Source organism: Amycolatopsis marina, from assembly GCF_900111885.1.
GTDB lineage: Bacteria > Actinomycetota > Actinomycetes > Mycobacteriales > Pseudonocardiaceae > Amycolatopsis > Amycolatopsis marina.
Window position 1 is genome coordinate 813,893 of record NZ_FOKG01000001.1, and the last position, 18,804, is coordinate 832,696.

18 protein-coding genes are annotated in these 18,804 nt (G+C 69.5%); 8 read left to right on the top strand and 10 right to left on the bottom strand.

The genetic code is table 11. The features are described from left to right. Positions 1 to 177: 177 nt before the first annotated feature. Complete coding sequence (locus tag BM199_RS04000) at positions 178 to 999, top strand: beta family protein (RefSeq protein ID WP_091669395.1); 822 nt, start codon at positions 178 to 180, stop codon at positions 997 to 999. A gap of 4 nt (positions 1,000 to 1,003) precedes the next feature. Here the strand turns inward: BM199_RS04000 and BM199_RS04005 are convergent, their stop codons facing one another. Continuing rightward, positions 1,004 to 1,348, bottom strand: a complete 345-nt coding sequence (locus BM199_RS04005) for a nucleotide pyrophosphohydrolase (RefSeq protein ID WP_091669397.1) — start codon at positions 1,346 to 1,348, stop codon at positions 1,004 to 1,006. A gap of 123 nt (positions 1,349 to 1,471) precedes the next feature. Here BM199_RS04005 and BM199_RS04010 point away from each other — a divergent pair, with 123 nt between their 5' ends. From BM199_RS04010 to BM199_RS04025, 4 genes are all read left to right on the top strand, one after another. Next, positions 1,472 to 4,345 carry an AAA domain-containing protein gene (locus tag BM199_RS04010; RefSeq protein WP_143101756.1) on the top strand — a complete coding sequence of 958 codons (2,874 nt, stop codon included), beginning with the start codon at positions 1,472 to 1,474 and terminating at the stop codon, positions 4,343 to 4,345. A 186-nt stretch (positions 4,346 to 4,531) separates the two neighbouring features. Further along, entirely contained in the window at positions 4,532 to 5,803 is a 1,272-nt protein-coding gene (locus BM199_RS04015) for a hypothetical protein (RefSeq protein WP_091669403.1), read from the top strand. A 172-nt stretch (positions 5,804 to 5,975) separates the two neighbouring features. Continuing rightward, positions 5,976 to 6,905, top strand: coding sequence for an NADP-dependent oxidoreductase (locus BM199_RS04020; RefSeq protein ID WP_091669407.1), 930 nt, complete (start codon positions 5,976 to 5,978; stop codon positions 6,903 to 6,905). Positions 6,906 to 6,940: 35 nt separating this feature from the next. Beyond that, positions 6,941 to 8,497: a hypothetical protein gene (locus BM199_RS04025; protein ID WP_245788123.1), complete on the top strand. Its 1,557-nt coding sequence runs from the start codon at positions 6,941 to 6,943 to the stop codon at positions 8,495 to 8,497. Positions 8,498 to 8,513: 16 nt separating this feature from the next. Here BM199_RS04025 and BM199_RS33710 read toward each other — a convergent pair whose 3' ends face one another. The 4 genes from BM199_RS33710 to BM199_RS04040 all read right to left on the bottom strand — a co-directional run bounded on the left by BM199_RS33710 (position 8,514) and on the right by BM199_RS04040 (position 11,386). Next, a complete protein-coding gene (locus BM199_RS33710; protein ID WP_177242452.1) occupies positions 8,514 to 8,690 on the bottom strand; it encodes a hypothetical protein in 177 nt (58 codons plus the stop codon). Between the two features lie 148 nt (positions 8,691 to 8,838). Further along, a complete protein-coding gene (locus BM199_RS04030) occupies positions 8,839 to 9,642 on the bottom strand; it encodes an alpha/beta hydrolase (RefSeq protein WP_091669410.1) in 804 nt (267 codons plus the stop codon). Between the two features lie 5 nt (positions 9,643 to 9,647). Continuing rightward, complete coding sequence (coaA, locus tag BM199_RS04035; protein ID WP_091669412.1) at positions 9,648 to 10,580, bottom strand: type I pantothenate kinase; 933 nt, start codon at positions 10,578 to 10,580, stop codon at positions 9,648 to 9,650. 200 nt (positions 10,581 to 10,780) lie between these two features. Further along, complete coding sequence (locus tag BM199_RS04040; protein ID WP_091669415.1) at positions 10,781 to 11,386, bottom strand: macro domain-containing protein; 606 nt, start codon at positions 11,384 to 11,386, stop codon at positions 10,781 to 10,783. A gap of 106 nt (positions 11,387 to 11,492) precedes the next feature. Between BM199_RS04040 and pheA the strand changes: the two genes are divergently transcribed. Together pheA and BM199_RS04050 are read left to right on the top strand one after the other, a co-directional pair. Next, positions 11,493 to 12,410 carry a prephenate dehydratase gene (gene pheA, locus BM199_RS04045; RefSeq protein WP_091669418.1) on the top strand — a complete coding sequence of 306 codons (918 nt, stop codon included), beginning with the start codon at positions 11,493 to 11,495 and terminating at the stop codon, positions 12,408 to 12,410. Next, positions 12,407 to 13,024: a histidine phosphatase family protein gene (locus BM199_RS04050; RefSeq protein WP_091669420.1), complete on the top strand. Its 618-nt coding sequence runs from the start codon at positions 12,407 to 12,409 to the stop codon at positions 13,022 to 13,024. Before pheA ends, BM199_RS04050 begins: the two co-directional genes overlap by 4 nt. Positions 13,025 to 13,042: 18 nt before the next feature. Here BM199_RS04050 and BM199_RS04055 read toward each other — a convergent pair whose 3' ends face one another. Both BM199_RS04055 and tenA read right to left on the bottom strand, forming a co-directional pair. Continuing rightward, on the bottom strand, positions 13,043 to 13,792 hold the full coding sequence (locus tag BM199_RS04055) for a dienelactone hydrolase family protein (RefSeq protein WP_091669423.1): 750 nt from the start codon (positions 13,790 to 13,792) through the stop codon (positions 13,043 to 13,045). A 102-nt stretch (positions 13,793 to 13,894) separates the two neighbouring features. After that, positions 13,895 to 14,590, bottom strand: a complete 696-nt coding sequence (gene tenA / locus BM199_RS04060) for a thiaminase II (RefSeq protein ID WP_218160279.1) — start codon at positions 14,588 to 14,590, stop codon at positions 13,895 to 13,897. 107 nt (positions 14,591 to 14,697) lie between these two features. On the opposite strand from tenA, the gene BM199_RS04065 reads away from it, so the two are divergent. Continuing rightward, complete coding sequence (locus BM199_RS04065) at positions 14,698 to 15,345, top strand: DUF4232 domain-containing protein (protein WP_091669428.1); 648 nt, start codon at positions 14,698 to 14,700, stop codon at positions 15,343 to 15,345. Between the two features lie 108 nt (positions 15,346 to 15,453). Here the strand turns inward: BM199_RS04065 and BM199_RS04070 are convergent, their stop codons facing one another. The 3 genes from BM199_RS04070 to BM199_RS04080 all read right to left on the bottom strand — a co-directional run bounded on the left by BM199_RS04070 (position 15,454) and on the right by BM199_RS04080 (position 18,710). Further along, positions 15,454 to 15,870, bottom strand: coding sequence for a hypothetical protein (locus tag BM199_RS04070; RefSeq protein WP_091669431.1), 417 nt, complete (start codon positions 15,868 to 15,870; stop codon positions 15,454 to 15,456). Between the two features lie 73 nt (positions 15,871 to 15,943). Continuing rightward, entirely contained in the window at positions 15,944 to 17,203 is a 1,260-nt protein-coding gene (locus tag BM199_RS04075) for an MFS transporter (RefSeq protein ID WP_091669434.1), read from the bottom strand. A 157-nt stretch (positions 17,204 to 17,360) separates the two neighbouring features. Beyond that, on the bottom strand, positions 17,361 to 18,710 hold the full coding sequence (locus tag BM199_RS04080; protein ID WP_091669437.1) for a DUF2252 domain-containing protein: 1,350 nt from the start codon (positions 18,708 to 18,710) through the stop codon (positions 17,361 to 17,363). Positions 18,711 to 18,804 lie beyond the last annotated feature (94 nt).

The window sequence follows — 18,804 nt, forward strand, 5'->3', positions numbered from 1 at the left end:
TCGGAGCAAAGTGGACGAGGTCGGGCCGACCTGAATGTGGGCAATTTTGCCTAACCCGTGCGGCGGAACAAACAGGACTTGAATTGGTGAATACTGAACGGCTTGCCGCGGAACGGTGGGCCCTGACTCGCGAGTGCGGCTCAGGCCACGAGCCGTTCAGGCGAAGGGGAGAACGACATGTACGGCAAGGTGTCCGGCTCTGGGGAGACGCTCGCACCGCTGCTCGCGATACAGGGGGACCCCGGCGAGCTGGAGGCGCTCGGCCTGCTCGTCGCGGGCCGTTCGACAGATCCGATCGTGCTGGTGGAGCTGGTCAACGGGGCGGGTGACCGGCAACAGCGGGTCATTCCCAGGCTGGCGGAGGCTGCCGCGCAGGCGGTGCGTGCTCGACGTCCGTTGTGGATCGATGCGACCTGGCTGCCGGAATCCACGGCGTTGGACGGGATGTCACGGGGTCTGCTGGAGTACCTGGACGAGCGGGTTGTTGCTGCTCTCGACAGGCACTCGGGGACGATCGATCCGCGCGTCCCGCCGCTGATTCCGGTGCTCGGCACCGCGCCGAGCGATCGCGTGTTGCACTGGGTGCGGGTGCTGCGCGACCGGCATCCTCGTCAACTGGTGGTCCGCGCCCGCAGGAACCCGTGGCTGGCTCGGCGCAACCTGATCGACCAGCTCCTGCGTATCGCCAGGACAACCGGCGTCCCCACGCGCAGCATGCACGTCGTACTCGACGAGGGGCACCTCCCGTCCCTGACCGCGGACCGGATCGACGACCTGGTGCACACCGTTCGCTCGCTCGCACACCGGATCGGCCCGGCTTCCGTTGGGTTGCTCGTGGGGTCGGCGTCGCAGGGGGACGCCGACCCCGGAGGGCGCCGGGAGCTGGCGCTGTGGCAGGCACTGTCGGCGCGGTCCCCGGTCCCGGTGCGCTACGGCGACTACGGTGCCGGTGTCGCGGGGCCGCGGTTGGAGAGCGCGGCGGCGATGAGCGGCGGGTGAGCGCTCAGTTCCCGCCGGCTTCGCCCTCCCGGTTCGCCTTCCTCGGGAAACGCACCTCGTTGCGATCGATCTTGGCGTTCGCCGCATCGAGTAGATCGACGCCGAGCATGTCGGCCAGCCGGACCAGGTAGAGAGTGACGTCGGCGATCTCGTCGACCACGTCCGGCCGCAGCTCCGGGTTCCGCATGGCGGCGGCCGATTCCTCGGGTGTCAGCCACTGGAACAGCGCCGTCAGCTCGCCCACTTCGCCGGACAGGGCCATGACCAGGTTCTTCGGTGTGTGGAACGGTTCCCAGTCGCGTGCGTCGGCGAACTCGCGCAGCCGCTGAATCAGATCGTCGAGTGTCACGCGCTCTCTTTACCACGCCGTCGCGACACGACTCCGCTACTCCATTTGGACTACGCTCTGTATTTGAAACGGCACAGTTGGTTTACTCAGGGTGGATCAGCGCGATGGAGCAAAGGGGTGGTGATGACCGATTGGCGGCACCAGGCTGCCCGTGCGGTCGAGCAGGAACTCGCGCACGCTCGCGAGCTCGGCGAGTGGAGTCTGCTCGGCGGGCTGACGCCGCTACCGGAGCCTGGCCACTACTCGGTTGACCTGCGCGGGAGACGCATCGAATCGGACAACCTGCGCCACCTCTGCCTCGCGGGCCCGAAAGGCCCGCGACTGGGCCTTGCCGTGCCCGCCGACTCGACGCGGTTCACCGACGGAGTCCTGTACCTGCGTGTGGAGGGGCCGGTCCCGGTTGAATGCGACCATGTCTGGACCGCCGCCCTGAGTCCGCGATTCCTGCTGAGCAGGCTCGCGGAAGGCCTCCGCGGACTCGCGGGGACATCGCTCGCCGACCGCCTCGCCGCGGGATCGCCGGACGTCGTCCCTTCCCGTGGCCCCACTGCCGCACAGCTCACCGACGAACAGCAGGCCGCGTACCGCGCGTGCCTCGCACCAGGGGTGCGGCTCGTCTGGGCGCCACCGGGCACCGGCACCACCTCGGTGCTCTCCGCCGCGGTCGAGGAGTTGGTCGCGCTCGGTAAACGAGTTCTGCTCGTCTCCCCGGTCGGCTCCGCCGTGGACGACGCGGTACTCGCGCTGCGGCCGCGTCTCTCGCCGGGCAAGGTCGTGCGTGCCGGTGTGCCCGCCGCGCCAGGACTCGCCACCACGCGGCCATGCGAGAACGATGCCGAACGCAGATCCGTGCAGGACGATCTCGCCGACCTGGACGGCGCGGAGGACGCGCTGGCCGTGCTCGACGCCGAACTCACCGGCTACGACCACGAAGCGTTCCTCGCCGCGGGAAGGCGTCTGGATCAGGCGAGCCGGCTACTGGCGTTGAGCAGCGAGCTCATCGTCATCGAGGAACAGCACTCCGCCGCCGCGAGGGAACTCGAGGCCGCGCAGGCCGGTCTGCGCGAGGCGCGCGAAAACTGGGCGGAGGTCGCCGAGCAGCGCGAACATCTCGCGCGGCTGACCGCCCTCGCCAGCGAACTCGAAGGTCTTGGCGCCGTCGGCGCGGGCTGCGCCCGTGGCCGCTGGGCCCAGCGCAGGAACCGGCGTGCGCTGGCGGAACGGCGCGCCCGGCTCGCGGAGCGGATCGAGGAGTGTGCCGCCGCCGCGGGCCCGCTCACGCCTGCCGACCTCACGCGCCTGGACGACGAACTCACCACCGCCGAACAGGTGCTGGACCTCGCCGCGCGTACGGAGACCGAGCTGCACACCGCCGCGGAGGCGCTGCGCCGCAAGATCACGTTGACTCGCGCCGCGGGTGTCGCAACCGAACAGGATCGCCGGTTCCACGCCGACTGCAGGCGGCTCGACCTGCCGTCGCGGCATCAGCAACGGGAGATCCTGCGGAGGCGGGCTGCCGACACCTCGTCCCGGGAACGACTGCGGAACCGGCTCGGCTGGCTCACGGAGCGGACCCTGCGGCTGCGTACGGAAGCCGAGGCGGCGGCCATCGCCGGTGCCCAGGTCGTGGCCACGACGCTCGGCACAGCCAGATCGCACCACGTCATAGCCCACCAGAAGTTCGACGTGGTGCTCGTCGACCAGGCAGCCGCGGCCAGGCTCGCCGAGGTGCTGGTCGCCGTGTCCAGGGCGGCGGAGAGTGCGGTCCTGTTCGGTGACTTCCTGCAACCGGGCCCCCTCGTGCGGCCTTCGACGATCCGCGCTCTGCCGGAAGTGCGTACCTGGCTGACCGCGGACGTCTTCACCCACTGTGGGATCCGTTCTCCCGAGGAGGCGCAGCAGCACCCGGGATGCGTCGTGCTGACCCGGCAGTTCCGCTTCAGCGGTCCACTGCGCACGCTCGCCAACAACCTGCACTACGGAGTTCTGCACTGCGGCAGCTCCCCGCGACGCGATCCGGGACCTCTCGCGGAGATCGTGCTGGTGGATGCCTCGACCCTGGGGCCGATCCCGGGCGGGGCCACGTCCTGGCCGCTCGGTGCGGTGCTCGCGCGGACCCTCGCGGCCGAGCACGCGAGAAGTTTCGGCGTGCTGACCGCGCAACGGGAACAGGCAGGCGCCGCGCTCGCCGCGTTGCGGGACGGCGAAGCCCTTGGCGTCGGAGTCGGCACGGCCCGCTCCTGTCACGGTCGTGGCTACGACACGGTGCTGTTCGATCTGACGTGCGGCGGTAGCTGGACGGGAGCCGCACGGGCCCGCCAGTTCGGCGCCGCGATCACCCGGGCCCGCCGCACGCTCTACCTGCTCGCGGACCTGGCGACGGTGAGTTCGGCTTCGACAGCCAGTCCCCTCGGCGTGCTGAACGGCGTGCGGCTGGACCAGCAGGTACCGGTGGTCGGTGCGCACAGCCTGCTCGACCCGGCCGCCGTCATGCCGGCGTGCGGCCTGCCCCAGCGGCTGGACGAGGCGACCGAGTCGATCTGGCTGTCTCCGGGGCCGGCGAGCCCGGGGCCTTCCGAGGAAGTTCTGTCCGGCCTCGCCAGGGCCGTGTCCAGAGGCGTCACGGTGCGGGTGATGCTGCCGGAGGGCCGGGGCGAACTGGAATCCCTCGTCCGGGACTGCGGCGCGATTGTCCTGCGCACGCCCACCGCTGGTCGCGGCGTGGTGGTCCTCGATCAGCAGGTCGCCCTGCTCACCGCGACCCGCCCCGCGCCCGGCGACGGCGAGCCGGAGCGGATCCTGGTCGAGCACGCCGGACGGCACCTCGCGGCGAAGTTGAGCACCGGCCTGCGCGGGAAGGCGGTCTCGCCACCCGCGAAGCTGGTGCCCCGCCAGGCCCGGCGCGACACACCGGCTCGGACACTTTCCCGGGAAAGTGCGATCACCACCCGCCCCGCACGCTCCAGGAATGGAGCGTCTGCAAGTACCCCCAAGTAAGATCAACATCCGCGCCAACTACCCCCATCCGCACTTTCCCGGGAAAGTGCGAGGCTCGGTTACCGCACTTTCCCGGGAAAGTGCGGCGCTCTGAGCGCCGCTACCTGCGAGGTTGACTTTGCGTGCTCGCTGCAGGGGAAAGTCCACGCTCATGGATGAGGGTGTCAACCGTTCGGGTGCGGCACTATGGGCCAAGTGGACCCCGCCCTGCGTTCGTACCTGCACTCCCTTGATGCGGAGTCCCTGGTCGGGTTGCTCTGCGAGCAGGCAGACCGCAGTCCGCATTTCCGTCGCGAGCTCGAGGTGCGGGCCGGGCTGACCGGCAACCAGGGCAGTGACGTCGCCGAGGCGCACCGGCTGCTCGACGATGCCGTGCCCGCCAGTCTCGAACCGCACGGCGCGGGCTTCGACCTCGCCACCAAGATGAGCGCCGTACTGGACACCCTGCAGCGTCTGCTCGACGCGGGCACGCAGGCGGACCTGAGCCCCCTGGCCCGGCGGGCAGTGGACGAGATCAGCTCGGCGCTCGGCGAGCTGGACGACGCCAGTGGTGCGGTCGGCGCCGAACTCGGCCGTGCCGTCACGCTGTACGCCCGCGCCTGCGCCGCGCATCCGCCGCCACCTGACTCCCTCGCCGACTGGATCCTCGGCATCGAGCTCGACGGGCCCGGCTGGCCGGAGATCCACCTGGCCGACTTCGCCGACGCGCTCGGCGAGGCCGGTCTGCAGCGCATCTCCACCACCGTGGACGCGCTGCTCGCGGACGGACAGGCCGACGGCAACCGGCTCGTGCGGGCCGAGCGGTTGCACGAGCAGGTGGCCGAGGCCACCGGTGATGTCGACCTGCTGGTCGACATCCTGTCCAGGAAGCTGCCCCGTCTCGACGTCAGCCTGAAGATCGTGCGCGTCCTGCGCGGCGCGGGCAGGCACAGCGAGGCGATCGCGCACGCGGCTCGGGCCTTCGCCAGAGACAAGCAGCCCCAGCGGGATGCGGCGGAGGAAAGTCACGACGAGGCGGTCGCGCTGCTGCACGACCGGGCGGGCAGGGGCCCCGACGAGGCCGACGAGCTGGTGCGGGTGTTGCTCGCGGAGGAGCGGGTCGAGGAGGCCTGGCAGGCGGCGGACCGTTACGGCTGCTCCCTGGAACTACGCCTCGAGGTGGCCGACAGCAGGGCCGCGGAGCACCCCGGCGAGGTGATCGGGGTCTACCGGTCCCACGTCGAGGCGCTCATCGCGCACAAGGAACCGCACTACTACCGCGAGGCGGCCAAGCAGTTGCGCAAACTGCGCACCCTGCACCGGCGGGCCGACACCGCCGAGGAGTTCAGCACGTACCTGGCCGAGCTGGTGCAGACGCACAGGCGCAAGACCCGGCTGCTGGCCGAGGTCAGGGCCGCGCGCATCGCCCTGCCGAAGGCGGCGCTGGCCAAGACGGCCCTCGCCAAGGCCGCCAGGTAGCGCTGCCCCTGCTGCACTTTCCCGGGAAAGTGCGATCCATGCGCGCGCAACTAGGGCACTTTCCCGGGAAAGTGCGAGACGAGTGAAACGGCTAACCCCGGGGAATCCTCCCTGCGGACCGCTGGTTGCTTTCGGTGACAGCGGGATACACCAGATGTGAGGAGCAGTACCAGTGAAGGCCATCACCTACTCGTCCTACGGCGGCCCCGAGGTTCTGGCACTGGCTGACGTACCCGAACCGAAAGTCGGCCCGGACAGTGTGCTCATCAATGTCAAGGCGGCTTCGGTGAACCCGGTGGACTGGAAGGTGCGCGAGGGCTACCTCGACGGCGCGCTGGACGCGTTCTTCCCGGTGATCCCCGGCTGGGACGTGGCCGGGGTGGTTGAGCGCCCTGGTGCCGCGGTGCCCGAGTTCGCCGAGGGTGACGAGGTGATCGGTTACGTCCGGGAGGACGTCGTGCGGCGCGGCACCTTCGCCGAGAAGGTCGCGGCCCCGGTGCGGACTCTGGCGCGCAAGCCGAAGAACGCGACGTGGGAGCAGGCGGCGAGCCTCCCGCTGGCCGGACTGACCGCCTACCAGTCCCTGGTGCACACGTTGCAGATCACCGAACAGGACACTGTGCTGATCCACGCCGCCGCGGGCGGAGTCGGATCGCTCGCCACCCAGATCGCCGTCGCCTGCGGGGCCAGGGTGATCGGCACCGCCTCCGAGCGCAACCACGACTACCTGCGCTCCATCGGAGCCGAGCCGGTGACCTACGGCGACGGCCTGGCCGAGCGCGTCCAGGAACTCGCCCCGAACGGTGTCTCCGCCGTGCTCGACCTGGTCGGCGGTGCCGCGTTGACCGTGACCGCGGATGTGCTCGCCCCGAAGGGCCGGGTCGCGTCCGTCGCCGATCCCGGGGTTCTCGAGCTCGGCGGGCACTACGTCTTCGTCCGCCCGGACACGGCCGACCTGACCGCACTGGTGGATCTGGTCGAGCAGGGCAAGGTGACGATCGAGGTCGCCGAGACCTATCCGCTCGCCGAGACGGCGGCCGCGCACAAGGCCAGTGAGCAGGGGCATACCCGAGGCAAGATCGCGGTAGTGGTCGACCAGTAGGTGTGCACCGGCGGCCGCGATGACAGCATGGGGCCATGACCTCGCAGAGCCGTGGACGCGACACGACGCCGGTGCCCGGGCCGGACGGAATCAACTCCTTCGTCAAGGACGTGCTGTCCGACTTCGCCGCACTGGCCGCCGAGCCCGATCTCCTGCAGATCGAGGTGCTGGCCTCTGAGGTGGCGGGCGCCTGGTGGGAGGACCCCGAGGGTGAGGACGTCGCCAGGGAGCTGATCGACAGGGCGAAGAAGAAGGCCAGCCCCGGCTCGGCCGCGCTGCTGACCTCCCTGAGCGTCCTCGCTCCCGATCCCGCCGTGCGCGAGGCCGCGGCCGTCGGCCTGCGTGCCGTGCTCGGCCGCGGCATTCCGGAACCGGAGTGGGCGCCCGGGCTCGGTGCCGTCGGCGTGGACGAGTGCTGGCAACTCGGTGATGTGTACGGCGACACCGCCTCGCTGCTGGCCGTTCTGCATCGGGACCAGGAGCGAATCGGGATCTTCGCCCTGCTGCACCTGACCGACGGCTCGCTGCCCGACGTCACCATCGTGGACAACCCGGACGAGCTGCTCGCCGGGATGCGTGGTCAGGCCGAGGAGAACGACGGGTTGCTGCTGGTCGAGCGGATCGAGCCCGCGCGGCTGCGCGGCCTGCTGGAGCGCGGCATCGCCGTGCTCGACACGCTCGAGGAGCCAGAGGTCACCGAGGAGTTCGTCCGGTTCAGGGCGCTCGCCCTCGCCTACTGCAGGGTGCTGCCGGATGCCGAGCCCGCTCCCGGACCCGAACCCCTCGGGGACTGGGACGCGGTGATCGAGGAGTTCCTGACCGCGAACCCGGAGCTGCCGGACACCGACGACACGCGGTACTGCGTCCGGTTGCTGATCGACTTCGGCGTGCAGACCGAGCCGAGCAGGCCCCTGCGGATCAGCCCGGAGCGGATGGTCGCGTTCCTGGAGGACTGGCTGCCCGGTGAGATCGAGCTGTCCGAGAGCGAGCAGGAGGTCCTGCCGGACGTGGTGCTTGCCTGGACCCGTTGGACGGCCATTCGCCAGGGGCTGCCCGAGCTCGCTCTCGCGGAGCTGGACGAGGTCGTGCAGGAGAGCCTCGCCGGGCTCGGCGACGACTCGCTGGAAATCTATCTGGACGGGGATGAGGACCTGGACGACCCGGTCGCGCTGACCGAACTGCTGGAGCGGCGAATGTTCGCCGTGCCCGCCACCATCACCGAGCTGGGCGATACCCAGCTGGAGCTGGAGCCCACCGATCCGGAGCAGCGCAGGCTGCTGGTGATCGGCGAGCACCCGGAGTACCACGAGGCGCTCACGGAGGACTCGGACATCGCGGAGATCGACGGCGTCGATCCCCGGGAGTACCTCGCGCTCAAGGCCGCGGTGGTGGACCAGCTGTGGGACAACGAGCCCCAGGAGCTGTGGGCGGCCGTCGTGCGCATGCGCGACACGGGGCGCGAGCGCGACGAGATCCTGGACGAGCTGGTGACCGTGCTCTCCGAGCAGGCGGATACCGCGGGCGAGCCGGGTGCCGAGGAGTTCGAGTTCGATCTCGATGCCTACTGTGCGGCGCTCGAAGCCCTGAACTGACACCCAGGCCGACCGCTCACACCAATGGCGCGGTCTTCTGGTCCGGCTCCTCGTTCTCGGCGGGCCGGGCCGCACGCCGGGAACGGCGGCCGAGCGCGTCGTCGAAATCCAGGACGAAGGCACCGAACGCCATCGCCAGCAGCACCACGATGCCGAGCATCGCACCGATCCAGGTCATGATGATCGAGAACATCGGCGGCTACCCCCTCTGCAGGGTGCGGTTGGTACTTCTCAGGGTCACCGCGCGACGTTCTGGTTGCTATCGGCCAACCGGTTAGTGCTCATGACCTGGCATCGGCCGATCGGTTGAGTGCCGGTAGCAGAGGGCGACGAGCCGCGGCTCAGCCGGCCGCCTGGTCCACGGCGTCGATCAGGCGGTCCCCGGCCAGCAGTGCCAGGTCGTTGTGTCCGGCGCCGGGCACCTCGACGATCTTCGCCGCACCCGCTGCCGCCACCTCACGGCTGAGTTCCGGTGGCACGATGGCGTCCGCGGTGCCGTAGACGACGGTGAGCGGGGCCTTGCTCGCCGAAACGTGCTCGGTGACCGGGAACCGGTCGCGCAGCAGCAGCTTCACCGGCAGGAACGGGTAGTGACGCTGCCCGACGGCGGCGAGTTCGGTGAACGGGGAGCGCAGCACCATCGCGGCAGGCGGGCGCTCGGTCGCGAGTTCGGCGACGACGCCGCAGCCGAGGCTCTCGCCGTAGTAGACCAGCTCGTCCGGCGCGATCCCGGCCTCGCGCACGAGGAAGTCGTGCGCCGCGCGTACGTCCAGCGCCAGCCCTTCTTCACTCGGACTGCCCGGGTTGCCGCCGTAACCGCGATAGTCCAGGAGCAGCACCGACAGCCCGCGCTCGGCCAGGGCGCGGGCCAGTGGCGCCCGCATCGACCGGTCGCCGCCGTTTCCCGGTGCGACGAGCACCGTCCCCCGCGACTCGGGGACCGGCAGGAACCAGGCGCCGAGATCGAGGTCGTCGGCCGTGCGCAGGGTGACGTCCCGGCCGCCGGGCAGCACGTCCGCGGCTGCGGGCAGCGGGCCACCCGTGGGCAGGTAGACGAGCTGGCGCTGGAAGACGTACGCGGCGCCGAGCACCAGTGCGACGACGGCGACCACCGCCGAGAGTCCGATCAGCACTCTGCGCCGCACGCTGGTCAGAGCTTGCGCAGCCGGACCCGGTTGATCGAGTGGTCCGCGTCCTTGCGCAGCACGAGCGTGGCCCTCGGCCGGGTGGGTTTGATGTTCTCGACCAGGTTCGGCTCGTTGATCGTGTGCCACAGATGCCTGGCCTCGGCCCGCGCCTCGTCGTCGGGCAGTCCGGCGAAGTGGTGGAAGTGGGAGGCCGGGTCGGCGAACGCCGTGTGTCGCAGTTCCAGGAAGCGGTCCACGTACCAGCGCTCGATGTCCTCGGTGTGGGCGTCGACGTAGATCGAGAAGTCGAACAGGTCCGAGACGGTGAGACGCGGCCCCGGCTGCAGGACGTTCAGGCCTTCGATGATCAGGATGTCCGGCTGCCGCACGACGTTCTCCGCGCCGGGAATGATGTCGTAGGCCAGGTGGGAGTAGACGGGCGCGCTGACCCGCTCCGCGCCGGATTTCACCTCGGTGACGAACCGCAACAGGGCCCTGCGGTCGTAGCTCTCCGGGAAACCCTTGCGGTGCATGATCCCGCGGCGCATCAGTTCCTGCCGGGGGTAGAGGAACCCGTCGGTCGTGACGAGGTCGACCCTGGGGTGATCCGGCCAGCGGGCGAGCAGTGTGCGCAGCACACGAGCGGTGGTCGACTTGCCGACCGCGACACTGCCCGCGATCCCGATCACGAAAGGCACCTTCGTGCCCCGGCAGTCCTCGCCGAGGAACGTGGTCGTCGCCTCGTACAGCCGCTGACGGGCCGCCACCTGCAGATTGATGAGCCGGGACAGCGGGAGGTAGACCTCGGCCACCTCGTCCAGATCAACCTGCTCACCGAGACCACGCAGCTTCAGCAGCTCGCCTGCGGTGAGTGGAAGTGGAGTGGCTCTGCGCAGCTCGCGCCACTGATCCCGGTGCAGTTCGACATAGGGGCTCAACTCGCGGACTCGTGGCATACGCACACTCCTCGCCCGTCGGTGGGCCAGCGCCGAAGAATCGTTCGCGTCGAGGCGGCGACGGCGAACCGTCGATCACTTCAACGCGAGTCAACGGTAGGCCTTACCGGCGCGCAGCGCGCTGTGACGTTCTACACCCCAACCGGGCACCAGCCCGCTGACGTGCGAAATCAGGTCCGGAGGGCGAGGTCACGGTGGAGTCACGTGGTGGCGAAGACCTCGTCCCATGCCGCGCACACCTGTCGTGCGCAGGTGCGCGGGGAAACGCCACCGACGCCCGTGCCGAGGCCGGGCATCGCGATTGTGTCGACAATCTGGTGGACGTATGTTCCCTGTTCGAGCCTGCCGTCTCGCCAGAGCTGGAACACCGCCCGCGCTGCGAGGTACGGGTGCACCGTGTCCGGCGGCAGCTGCTCGCCGGGCTCGCGCATGGTCGGCGCGCTGATCAGCCACGGCGGCCGCGGGACACCCGTGGGAACGACCAGTGCCTCGCCGATCGGCAGTTCGCCGCCGTGATAGGCGAGTACCTCGCTGCGGACGTTCTGCTCCACCTCCGGGAATGCCTGCGCGTACACCGCGTCGATGCCGCCGCGCATCCAACCGTAGGAATTGGCCGGGCTGACGACGGCCTGTGCGGGCACGTCGAGGGCGGAGCCGCGGTGCACCCGAACCCGGCCCCGCATCTGGTGGAGTGCCTCCTGCCAAGCCTCGGCGAGTGGCGTGTCGATGGCACACAGCACCAACTCCGGCATTCGGGGTGCCACGTGTTGCCTGTGCGGGGTGTGCGTGCCCGATTCAGCCGTCACGCCTACAGCATGACAAAAAACGCCATGCCTCGTAACCGGGCCGCCTACCGGCTATGCGAGTGAAACTCGCGCCGTCGGAACTGCGTAACCTGGCGTCGTGCCGCTCATGTCGACCATCGCCTACTTCGGGCCGCGAGGAACGTTCACCGAGCAGGCTGCGCGCAGCCTCGCCACGGACCAGGAACTGGTACCGGCGGACACGATCGCCGCCGCTCTCGCCGCCGTGCGGGCCGGAACCGCCGACGCGGCCTGCGTTCCGGTGGAGAACTCCGTGGAAGGCCCGGTCAACGCGACCCTCGACGGGCTCGCGACCGGCATGCCACTCGTCGCGGTGGCCGAGGCCCTGCTGCCCGTGCACTTCAGCATTCTGACCCGGCCCGACATCACTGAACCGGCCGAGATCCGCACCGTCGCCAGCCACCCGCACGCCCTCGCGCAGGTCCGGCAGTGGCTGGCGGACACGCTCCCCGACGCGCAGACGGTGGCCGCGGCTTCCACGGCAGCCGCGGCGGTGGCGGTCCAGCGGGGCGAGTGCGATGCGGCGGTCACCGCGCCGGTGGCCGCCGAGCACTATCCACTGCGGATTCTCGCAACGGGTGTGGCCGACGTGCTGGACGCGAGGACGCGCTTCCTGCTGGTGCGCCCGCCCGGCCCGCTGCCGGAGCCGACGGGCGCGGACCGCACCTCGGTGCTCGCGTCCACCGCCAACCGGCCCGGCGCGCTGGCCGAACTGCTCACCGAACTCGCGTTCAGGGGAATCAACCTGACCCGGCTCGACGCCCGGCCCGCACGCGGCAATTTCGGCGAGTACCGCTTCTTCCTGGACTTCGAGGGGCACCTGGCGGAACAGCGGGTCGGTGACGCGGTCGCGGCGCTGTACCGCCGCTGCAGTTCCGTGCGCTTTCTCGGTTCCCATCCGAGGGCCGATCGCGTGGCGGACACGATCGCTCCCGCCGCGGCCAACGACGACTACTCGAACGCGGCCGCCTGGGTGGCGGCGGTTCAGGCAGGGGAGACCGCATGAGGTTGTTACTGATCAGACATGCGCAGAGCACGGCGAACATCCTCGGCGCGCTGAGCACCCGGGTGCCGGGTCCGCCGTTGACCGACCTCGGGCACGAGCAGGCGGAGGCACTGGCCGAGCGGCTGCGCGAGGAGCGGGTCGCCGCCGTCTACGCCTCGCAGGCTCTGCGGGCCCAGCAGACCGCCGCGCCACTGGCCGACGTGCACTCGCTGGAAGTGCAGGTCATCGAGGGGGTGCAGGAGGTATTCGTCGGCGACCTCGAGGACCGCACCGACGATCACGCGATCAAGACGTACGTGAACACGGTGGCACCGTGGCTGCGCGGCGATCTCTCGGTTTCCATGCCGGGCGGCGAGAGCGGCGAGCAGGTCCGCTCCCGCTACCTCGGCGCCATCCACGAATTGCGCGCCAAGCACGTCGACCTCGACCCGGACGGAGCGGTTGCCGTGGTCAGTCACGGTGGCGCGATCCGGCTCGGAGCGGAGTGGCTGTCGGACAACGTCCGCCCCGAGGTCGCCGACCGGGGCTTGCTGCCCAACACCAGCATCGTGGAGCTGGAAGCCCGTCGCGACGGCGGCTGGACGTGCCTGACCTGGGCCGACCTGCGTCTGTGAGCGGCCGGCTCGCTCGCCTCAACCGTTGGTCAGGGTGCGGTCGAGCAGGGGGAGCAGTCGGTCCCAGTGACGCTGGAGTGCGGCGGGGTCGAAGGCGTCGGTGTCGGCCATCGTGAAGCCGTGGGTGGTGTCCGGGTAGATCTCGGTGGTGTGGTCCACCCCTGCCGCGTCCAGGGCCTGATAGAGCTCGGCGGGGGCCTCGGCCGCCTTGTCCTTCTCGGAGATGCCGAGGTGGACTCGGGCGGTGATCTCGGGGACGAGGCGGTGCGGGCTGTCGCGCGCGTCGGTGAGCAGGGGGCCGGGGTGGAATCCGGCGAGGGCGGCCACCTGGCCGGGATGGGCCGCTGCGGTGCGCATCGCGTAGGCACCGCCTATGCAGTAGCCGATCACGGCGACCGGCCCGGTGCTGACCTCAGGCTGGGCGGTGAGGAACCTGAGGTAGGCGTCGGCGTCGCGCAGGATGCGTTCGGTGGTGTGCGCCTCGATCAAGGGCATCAGCTGGGCGATGAGCGCGGGCCGGATCTCTTCGCCGATGTGCTCGGGAAGTTCGACCACCGGCGCCGGGCTGTGCCGGTAGAAGAGGTTGGGGACGAGGACGTAGTAGCCGTGGCCGGCCAGTTCGCGGGCCATGTTCCGCAACACGGGACGCACCCCGAAAGCGTCGGTGTACAGCAGCACCCCCGGGTGCTGTGCGCCGTGCTCGGGGTAGGCGGCTAAAGCGTCGGCCTGGCCGTCCGAGGTGGGAATCTGCAGTGTCCTGATGGGCAAGCGGGTCTTCCTTCCTGGGTTTTCCTTGTGCTGATACCAGTGCACAACCTCTACCAAGGCCGAGGTCAAGTCGGGCCCGCGTCGGTGGAGCAGCCGAGGCGTTCACCGCAGGTGGGTCGTGGGCCAGGCCTCGAGTCGGTACGCGCTGTCCCAGAACATCCACTCGTACTCACAGGCCCGGACGAAATGCGCGAGCATCCGATCCCGGGTCGCGGCGTCCGCGGTGGCTGCCGCCCTGTCGACCGCGGCCTTGCAGGTCTCGACCGCCTGGGCGAACTCGTCGTCGGCGTAGGTGTCGATCCACGCCTGGTACGGGTTCTCCCCGCCGGTGTTTCCGCTCTCCGCGTGCTGTCGCAGGATGTCGGTGCCGACGTGGTGGTACACCCAGAAGCAGGGCAGCAGCGCGGCGACGAGTTCGGGATAGCCCTCGGTCTGCGCGACCGCCAGCAGGTACGAGGTGTACGCCAGGCAGGCCGGCGAGGTCTCGATGGCGTCGAGTCCCTCCTGGCTCAGCCCGAACCGGCGGAAGTAGCTCTCGTGCAGCTCCCGCTCGACGACCACGGCCTCCCGGGCCGCTCCGGCGAAGAACGGCAGGTCAGCCGGATCCGGAGACCTGGTGGCGGCGACCGCGAGCGCCCTGCCGAAACCGACCAGGTAGCGCGCGTCCTGGGCCAGATAGAACTGAAATCGTTCCCGGGAGAGTGAACCCTCGGCCAGTTCCTTGTTGAACGGGTGCTCCAGCACTGCCTGTTGTAGTTTCACGGTGTGCTGCCATGCCTGGTTACAAAATCCCGCCACGCGTCTCACCTTTCGTCGGGCGTCAGCTCCGCCGCGACGCTACCGACGCAACCCTGTGTGTGGCACGCACGTCCTCAGGGTAGTCACCCAGGACAGGGAGGCAGGAAATGATGCGAGCACGAGCACGCCAGTTGGCGCTCGCCGCCACTGCGGCCGCACTGGTCGCCGGGGCCGCGGGCTGCGGAGAGGGCACCGAATCAGCGGAGCCGGTCTCGGCCACCACGGAAAGCTCCACGTCCGGCCCATCATCCACACCAGCAACATCGCCGAAGACGGAATCCGGTAAGTCGGGCGAGGCGAGCAAGGACGACAGCGAGGTCGGGTTGTGCAAGTCCGCCGACCTCAAGTTGTCGTTGGGCAGGGGCGACGCTGCTACGGGTACTGCCCACAAACCCTTGCAGTTCACCAACACCAGCGACGGGCCCTGCGTGATCCAGGGATTCCCTGGAGTGTCCTATGTAGCCGGTGAGGACGGTCATCAGGTCGGGCCCGCCGCATACCGCGAGGGAGAGGAAGGCGCTCCCGTCACGTTGAAGAAGGGCGAAATGGCGCACGCCCCGGTCGGTTTCGTGCAGGTGCGCAACTACGAGGAGTCGGTCTGCGAGCCACAGCCGATTCGCGGCCTTCGGGTGTACCCGCCGCAGGAGACCGCCTCGATGTTCATCCAGTTCGACGGCACCGGCTGTGCCAGCAAGGAAATTCCGGGCAATCAACTGGTCGTCCGGACCATCCAGCCGGGCTCCGGCGAGCGCTGACGCGGTCGGCGGCGCGGAGCGTCTCGTTGGGGGGTGGTGGTTGGGTGACGGGCGGGCTGGCGGCGCGGAGCGTCTCGTTGGGGGGTGGTGGTTGGGTGACGGGCGGGCTTAGACGAGGGCACAGTGTTTCCTGGCCTCACTGAGGTGCCATCTGCCACCCTCGTCGGCCAGGTTCAGGCTCACCACCATGCGGCTCACGCCGTCGAGGTGGTCGGCCAGTTCCCGGTACTGCGGCCGGAATTCCGCGGCGGCCGCGGCGAGTTCCCTGGCCGCGAGAATTCGGGGGAGAACGCCCTGGGTGAGCGCACTGCTCGCCGGGCCTTCGGTGGGCGCGGGCAGTTCGCCGACCCGCTCCAGCGCGGCGCACGCTGCCCTGGCGTCCGCGGCGGGCCCGTCGGTGGAAGCCGAGAGGCCCCACAGCAGGCCCAGTGCTCCGCTGCCCACCGCGAACCCGCAGAGCGCGGCGAGCACGAGCTTGCCTCGGCCGGTGGGTGGGGCAGGCGCGTGGTCCGGTGTCGTTGCCATCGGACCTCCTTGCACGGGTGATCGGGGTATTTCAGCACCCGAGACTCGGCCCCGACGGCAATTCGTCGACGAGTTACCACTTCGTGTCCGGCTTGCCGTCGGTGGGGTCGAGCAGGTCGACGGCGGCGTGGTGGCGGCGCAACAGCAGGAGCGCCGCGCCCGCCACGAGCAACTGCAGCACTCCGGACAACACGAAGGTCGCACTGGGGCTGCCAAGTACGCGGGTGAGGACGCCGCCGAGCAGTGCGCCGACCGGAATCGCACCCCACACCAGTGTCCGCCACACGCCCAGTACCCGGCCGAGCAGTTCACTCGGCACGATGGCGTGGCGCACGGTCCCGAGCACCACGTTGACCGCGACCACCCCAGCCGCGAAGAGACCGAACAGCACGGCCGAGACCACCGGTTGATCGCTGAGTCCCATGCCGAGGAAGGCGAGGCCGGACAGCGTCAGCCCGGCCGCGAGCACGGCTCGCCTGCCGGAATGCCGAACCAGCCGGGGCGCCACGCCCGCGCCGAGGAGGCCACCCGCACCGCCGACGAAGGCGAACAGGCCGAACGCCGCCTTGTCCAGGTCGAGGTCATCGAGCGCGTAGAGCACGAGTTGTGCCTGAGCCATCTCGGTAACCAGGCTGACCAGCGACGCGATGATCACCAGCCGCAGCACGACCGGGCTGCGGCGCACCCAGCGAAGGCCGTCGGCGAGCTGGTCGCGAAGCCGGAGCACCGTCTCCGACGCCGACGGGTCCTGACGCTGCGGTCGATAGCTGCCCGCGAGGCCGACGAGCAACGCCGCCGCGACCGCGAAGCCGATCGAATTCAGCAGGAACGGGAACGCGGCGAAAACCACGAAGGTGAGGCTGCCGATCGGGCCGCCGAGGAACGTCTGCCCGACGATCTCCACCGACTGCAGTTTGCTGTTCGCCCGTTCCAGGCCGCTGCGCTCGACCACCGAAGGAATGAGGACGTTGGCCGCGCTGTCCGCGACCGTCTCCGCGGACCCGATCAGCAGCGCGGCGAGGTAGACCAGCCAGATGGAGATCGAGTCGAAGTGCACCAGCAACGCGACCCCGCCCACCACCGCGGCGCGCGTCAGGTTCGCGACGATCATCGCCGTGCGCCGGTCGACCCGGTCCAGCATCGCCCCGGTCAGGAGCGCGAACAGCAGCCACGGTAGGAACTGGGTCGCGGAGAGCCCGGCGATCAGCACCGGGTCCCTGGTCAGGGTCGCCGCCAGCAGCGGGAAGGCCACCTTGCCGATGCCGTCGCCCAGGTTGGACAGCGTGCTGGACGACAGCAGCCACCTCAGTCTGCGATCGGGGTGATCGCTCACCGCAGCACTTCCTCGCCCATGGGCCGGGTCATCTCCGGCCGGAAGTGGTTACGGGTGTTAACGCCGTGCACTCTCCCCATGACACTGCGTCAGCCTACCCGAAAACATCTCGCGAAAAGTGCGCAATGGATTACTGAATGTTCACCTTCGTGAGCATTCAGCGCGGGGTCGCGGACTGCACTCCCGGTATCTCCCCGTTGCGGAAGGCGTTGACGAAGAGCCGGTGATCTTCCCTGGTCTGAACGGCGTAGCGCATCCCGAACCGGACCAGCGATCGGACGAACTCGGTTTCGTCCTGGCCGATCGCGGCGGCGATCGCCTCCTCGCTCTGGAAGTCGACCAGCGTCTGTTCGGAGTCGGTGTCGGACACGCAGTGCATCTTGGCCGTGGCCCTGCCGAGGTACTCCAGCACCGGCTCCATGTCCGCGGGTTCGGTCAGTTCGGACCAGTCCAGATCGCTGACGTAGGGCGAGAGTTCCGAGACGACGAAGCCGGTGCCGTTCAGCTCGGTGTGCCCCAGCCACGGGTCGGCATGGGCTTGCAACGCCCGCTGCGACACCGCGGTGCGGTGCCCGTGGTGCAGGAAGTAGTCCTGGATCCGATCGTCGTGCACGATCCGGCTCGGCGCGGCGACGTTGCCCTGCTTCATCGACAACACCACGTCGTTCTCCAGTGCCTGGGTGTTGCCCTCGACCAGCACGTTGTACGCGGGCAGGCCGGCCGATCCGATTCCGAATCCCGTGCGGCCCACGATGCTCTTGACGCCGTAGGTGATGCTGCCGAACCGCTTGTTCTCGGGAATGGTGCTCAGGTAGGCGTCGAACGCGGCGCAAGCCGCGTCGTGCTCCTGCTCGCCGAGTTCCCGCACGCCTGGCCCGAGACGGAACCGGCGCTCGTAGTCCTCGATCGAGGTGACCGCGTCGAGCAGCGCCACCCGCGTGTTCATCCGCGCCCGCAACAGCACGTCGTGGATCAGCCCGTCGGTGGTGTCGAGCTGCAGTTTGAACATCTCGTCGCCGGGGTTGTCGGCGAAGTGCCGCACCTGGTCGACATAGGCCCGCACATAGGTTTCGATGAGCCGTTCGATGTCGTTGTCGCTGATCGCCTTGGTCCACGCCATCAGCGCGACGCTCGCCACCAGCCGCTTGAGGTCCCAGGTGAAGCTACCGAGGTAGGCCTCGTCGAAGTCGTTGACATCGAACACCAGGGCTCCCGCGGAATCCATGTAGGTGCCGAAGTTCTCCGCGTGCAGGTCGCCCTGGATCCAGACGCGGCTGGTGCGCTCGTCCGCCCACGGGTCTTCCTCGACGGCCATGTCGTTGTAGAACAGGCAGGCCGCGCCCCGGTAGAAGGAAAACGGGGCGGCCGCCATCTTCCGGAACTTCTTCCGGAACGCCGTGGCGTCCGCCTGCATCAGGTCCTCGAAGGCATCGACGAGCACGTTGACGATCTCCGCCCGCCGCTGCTCGCTGCCCTGTTCGCGGATTCTGTCGACCAGATCGGTCATGAAGTAGGTCCTGCCCCTCCGTCGCGGTAGTCCTCGTGGCCAGATCGTGCCATCCGATGGTGAAATCTCGAGTGAGGTGTCGATCCGCGGAGGC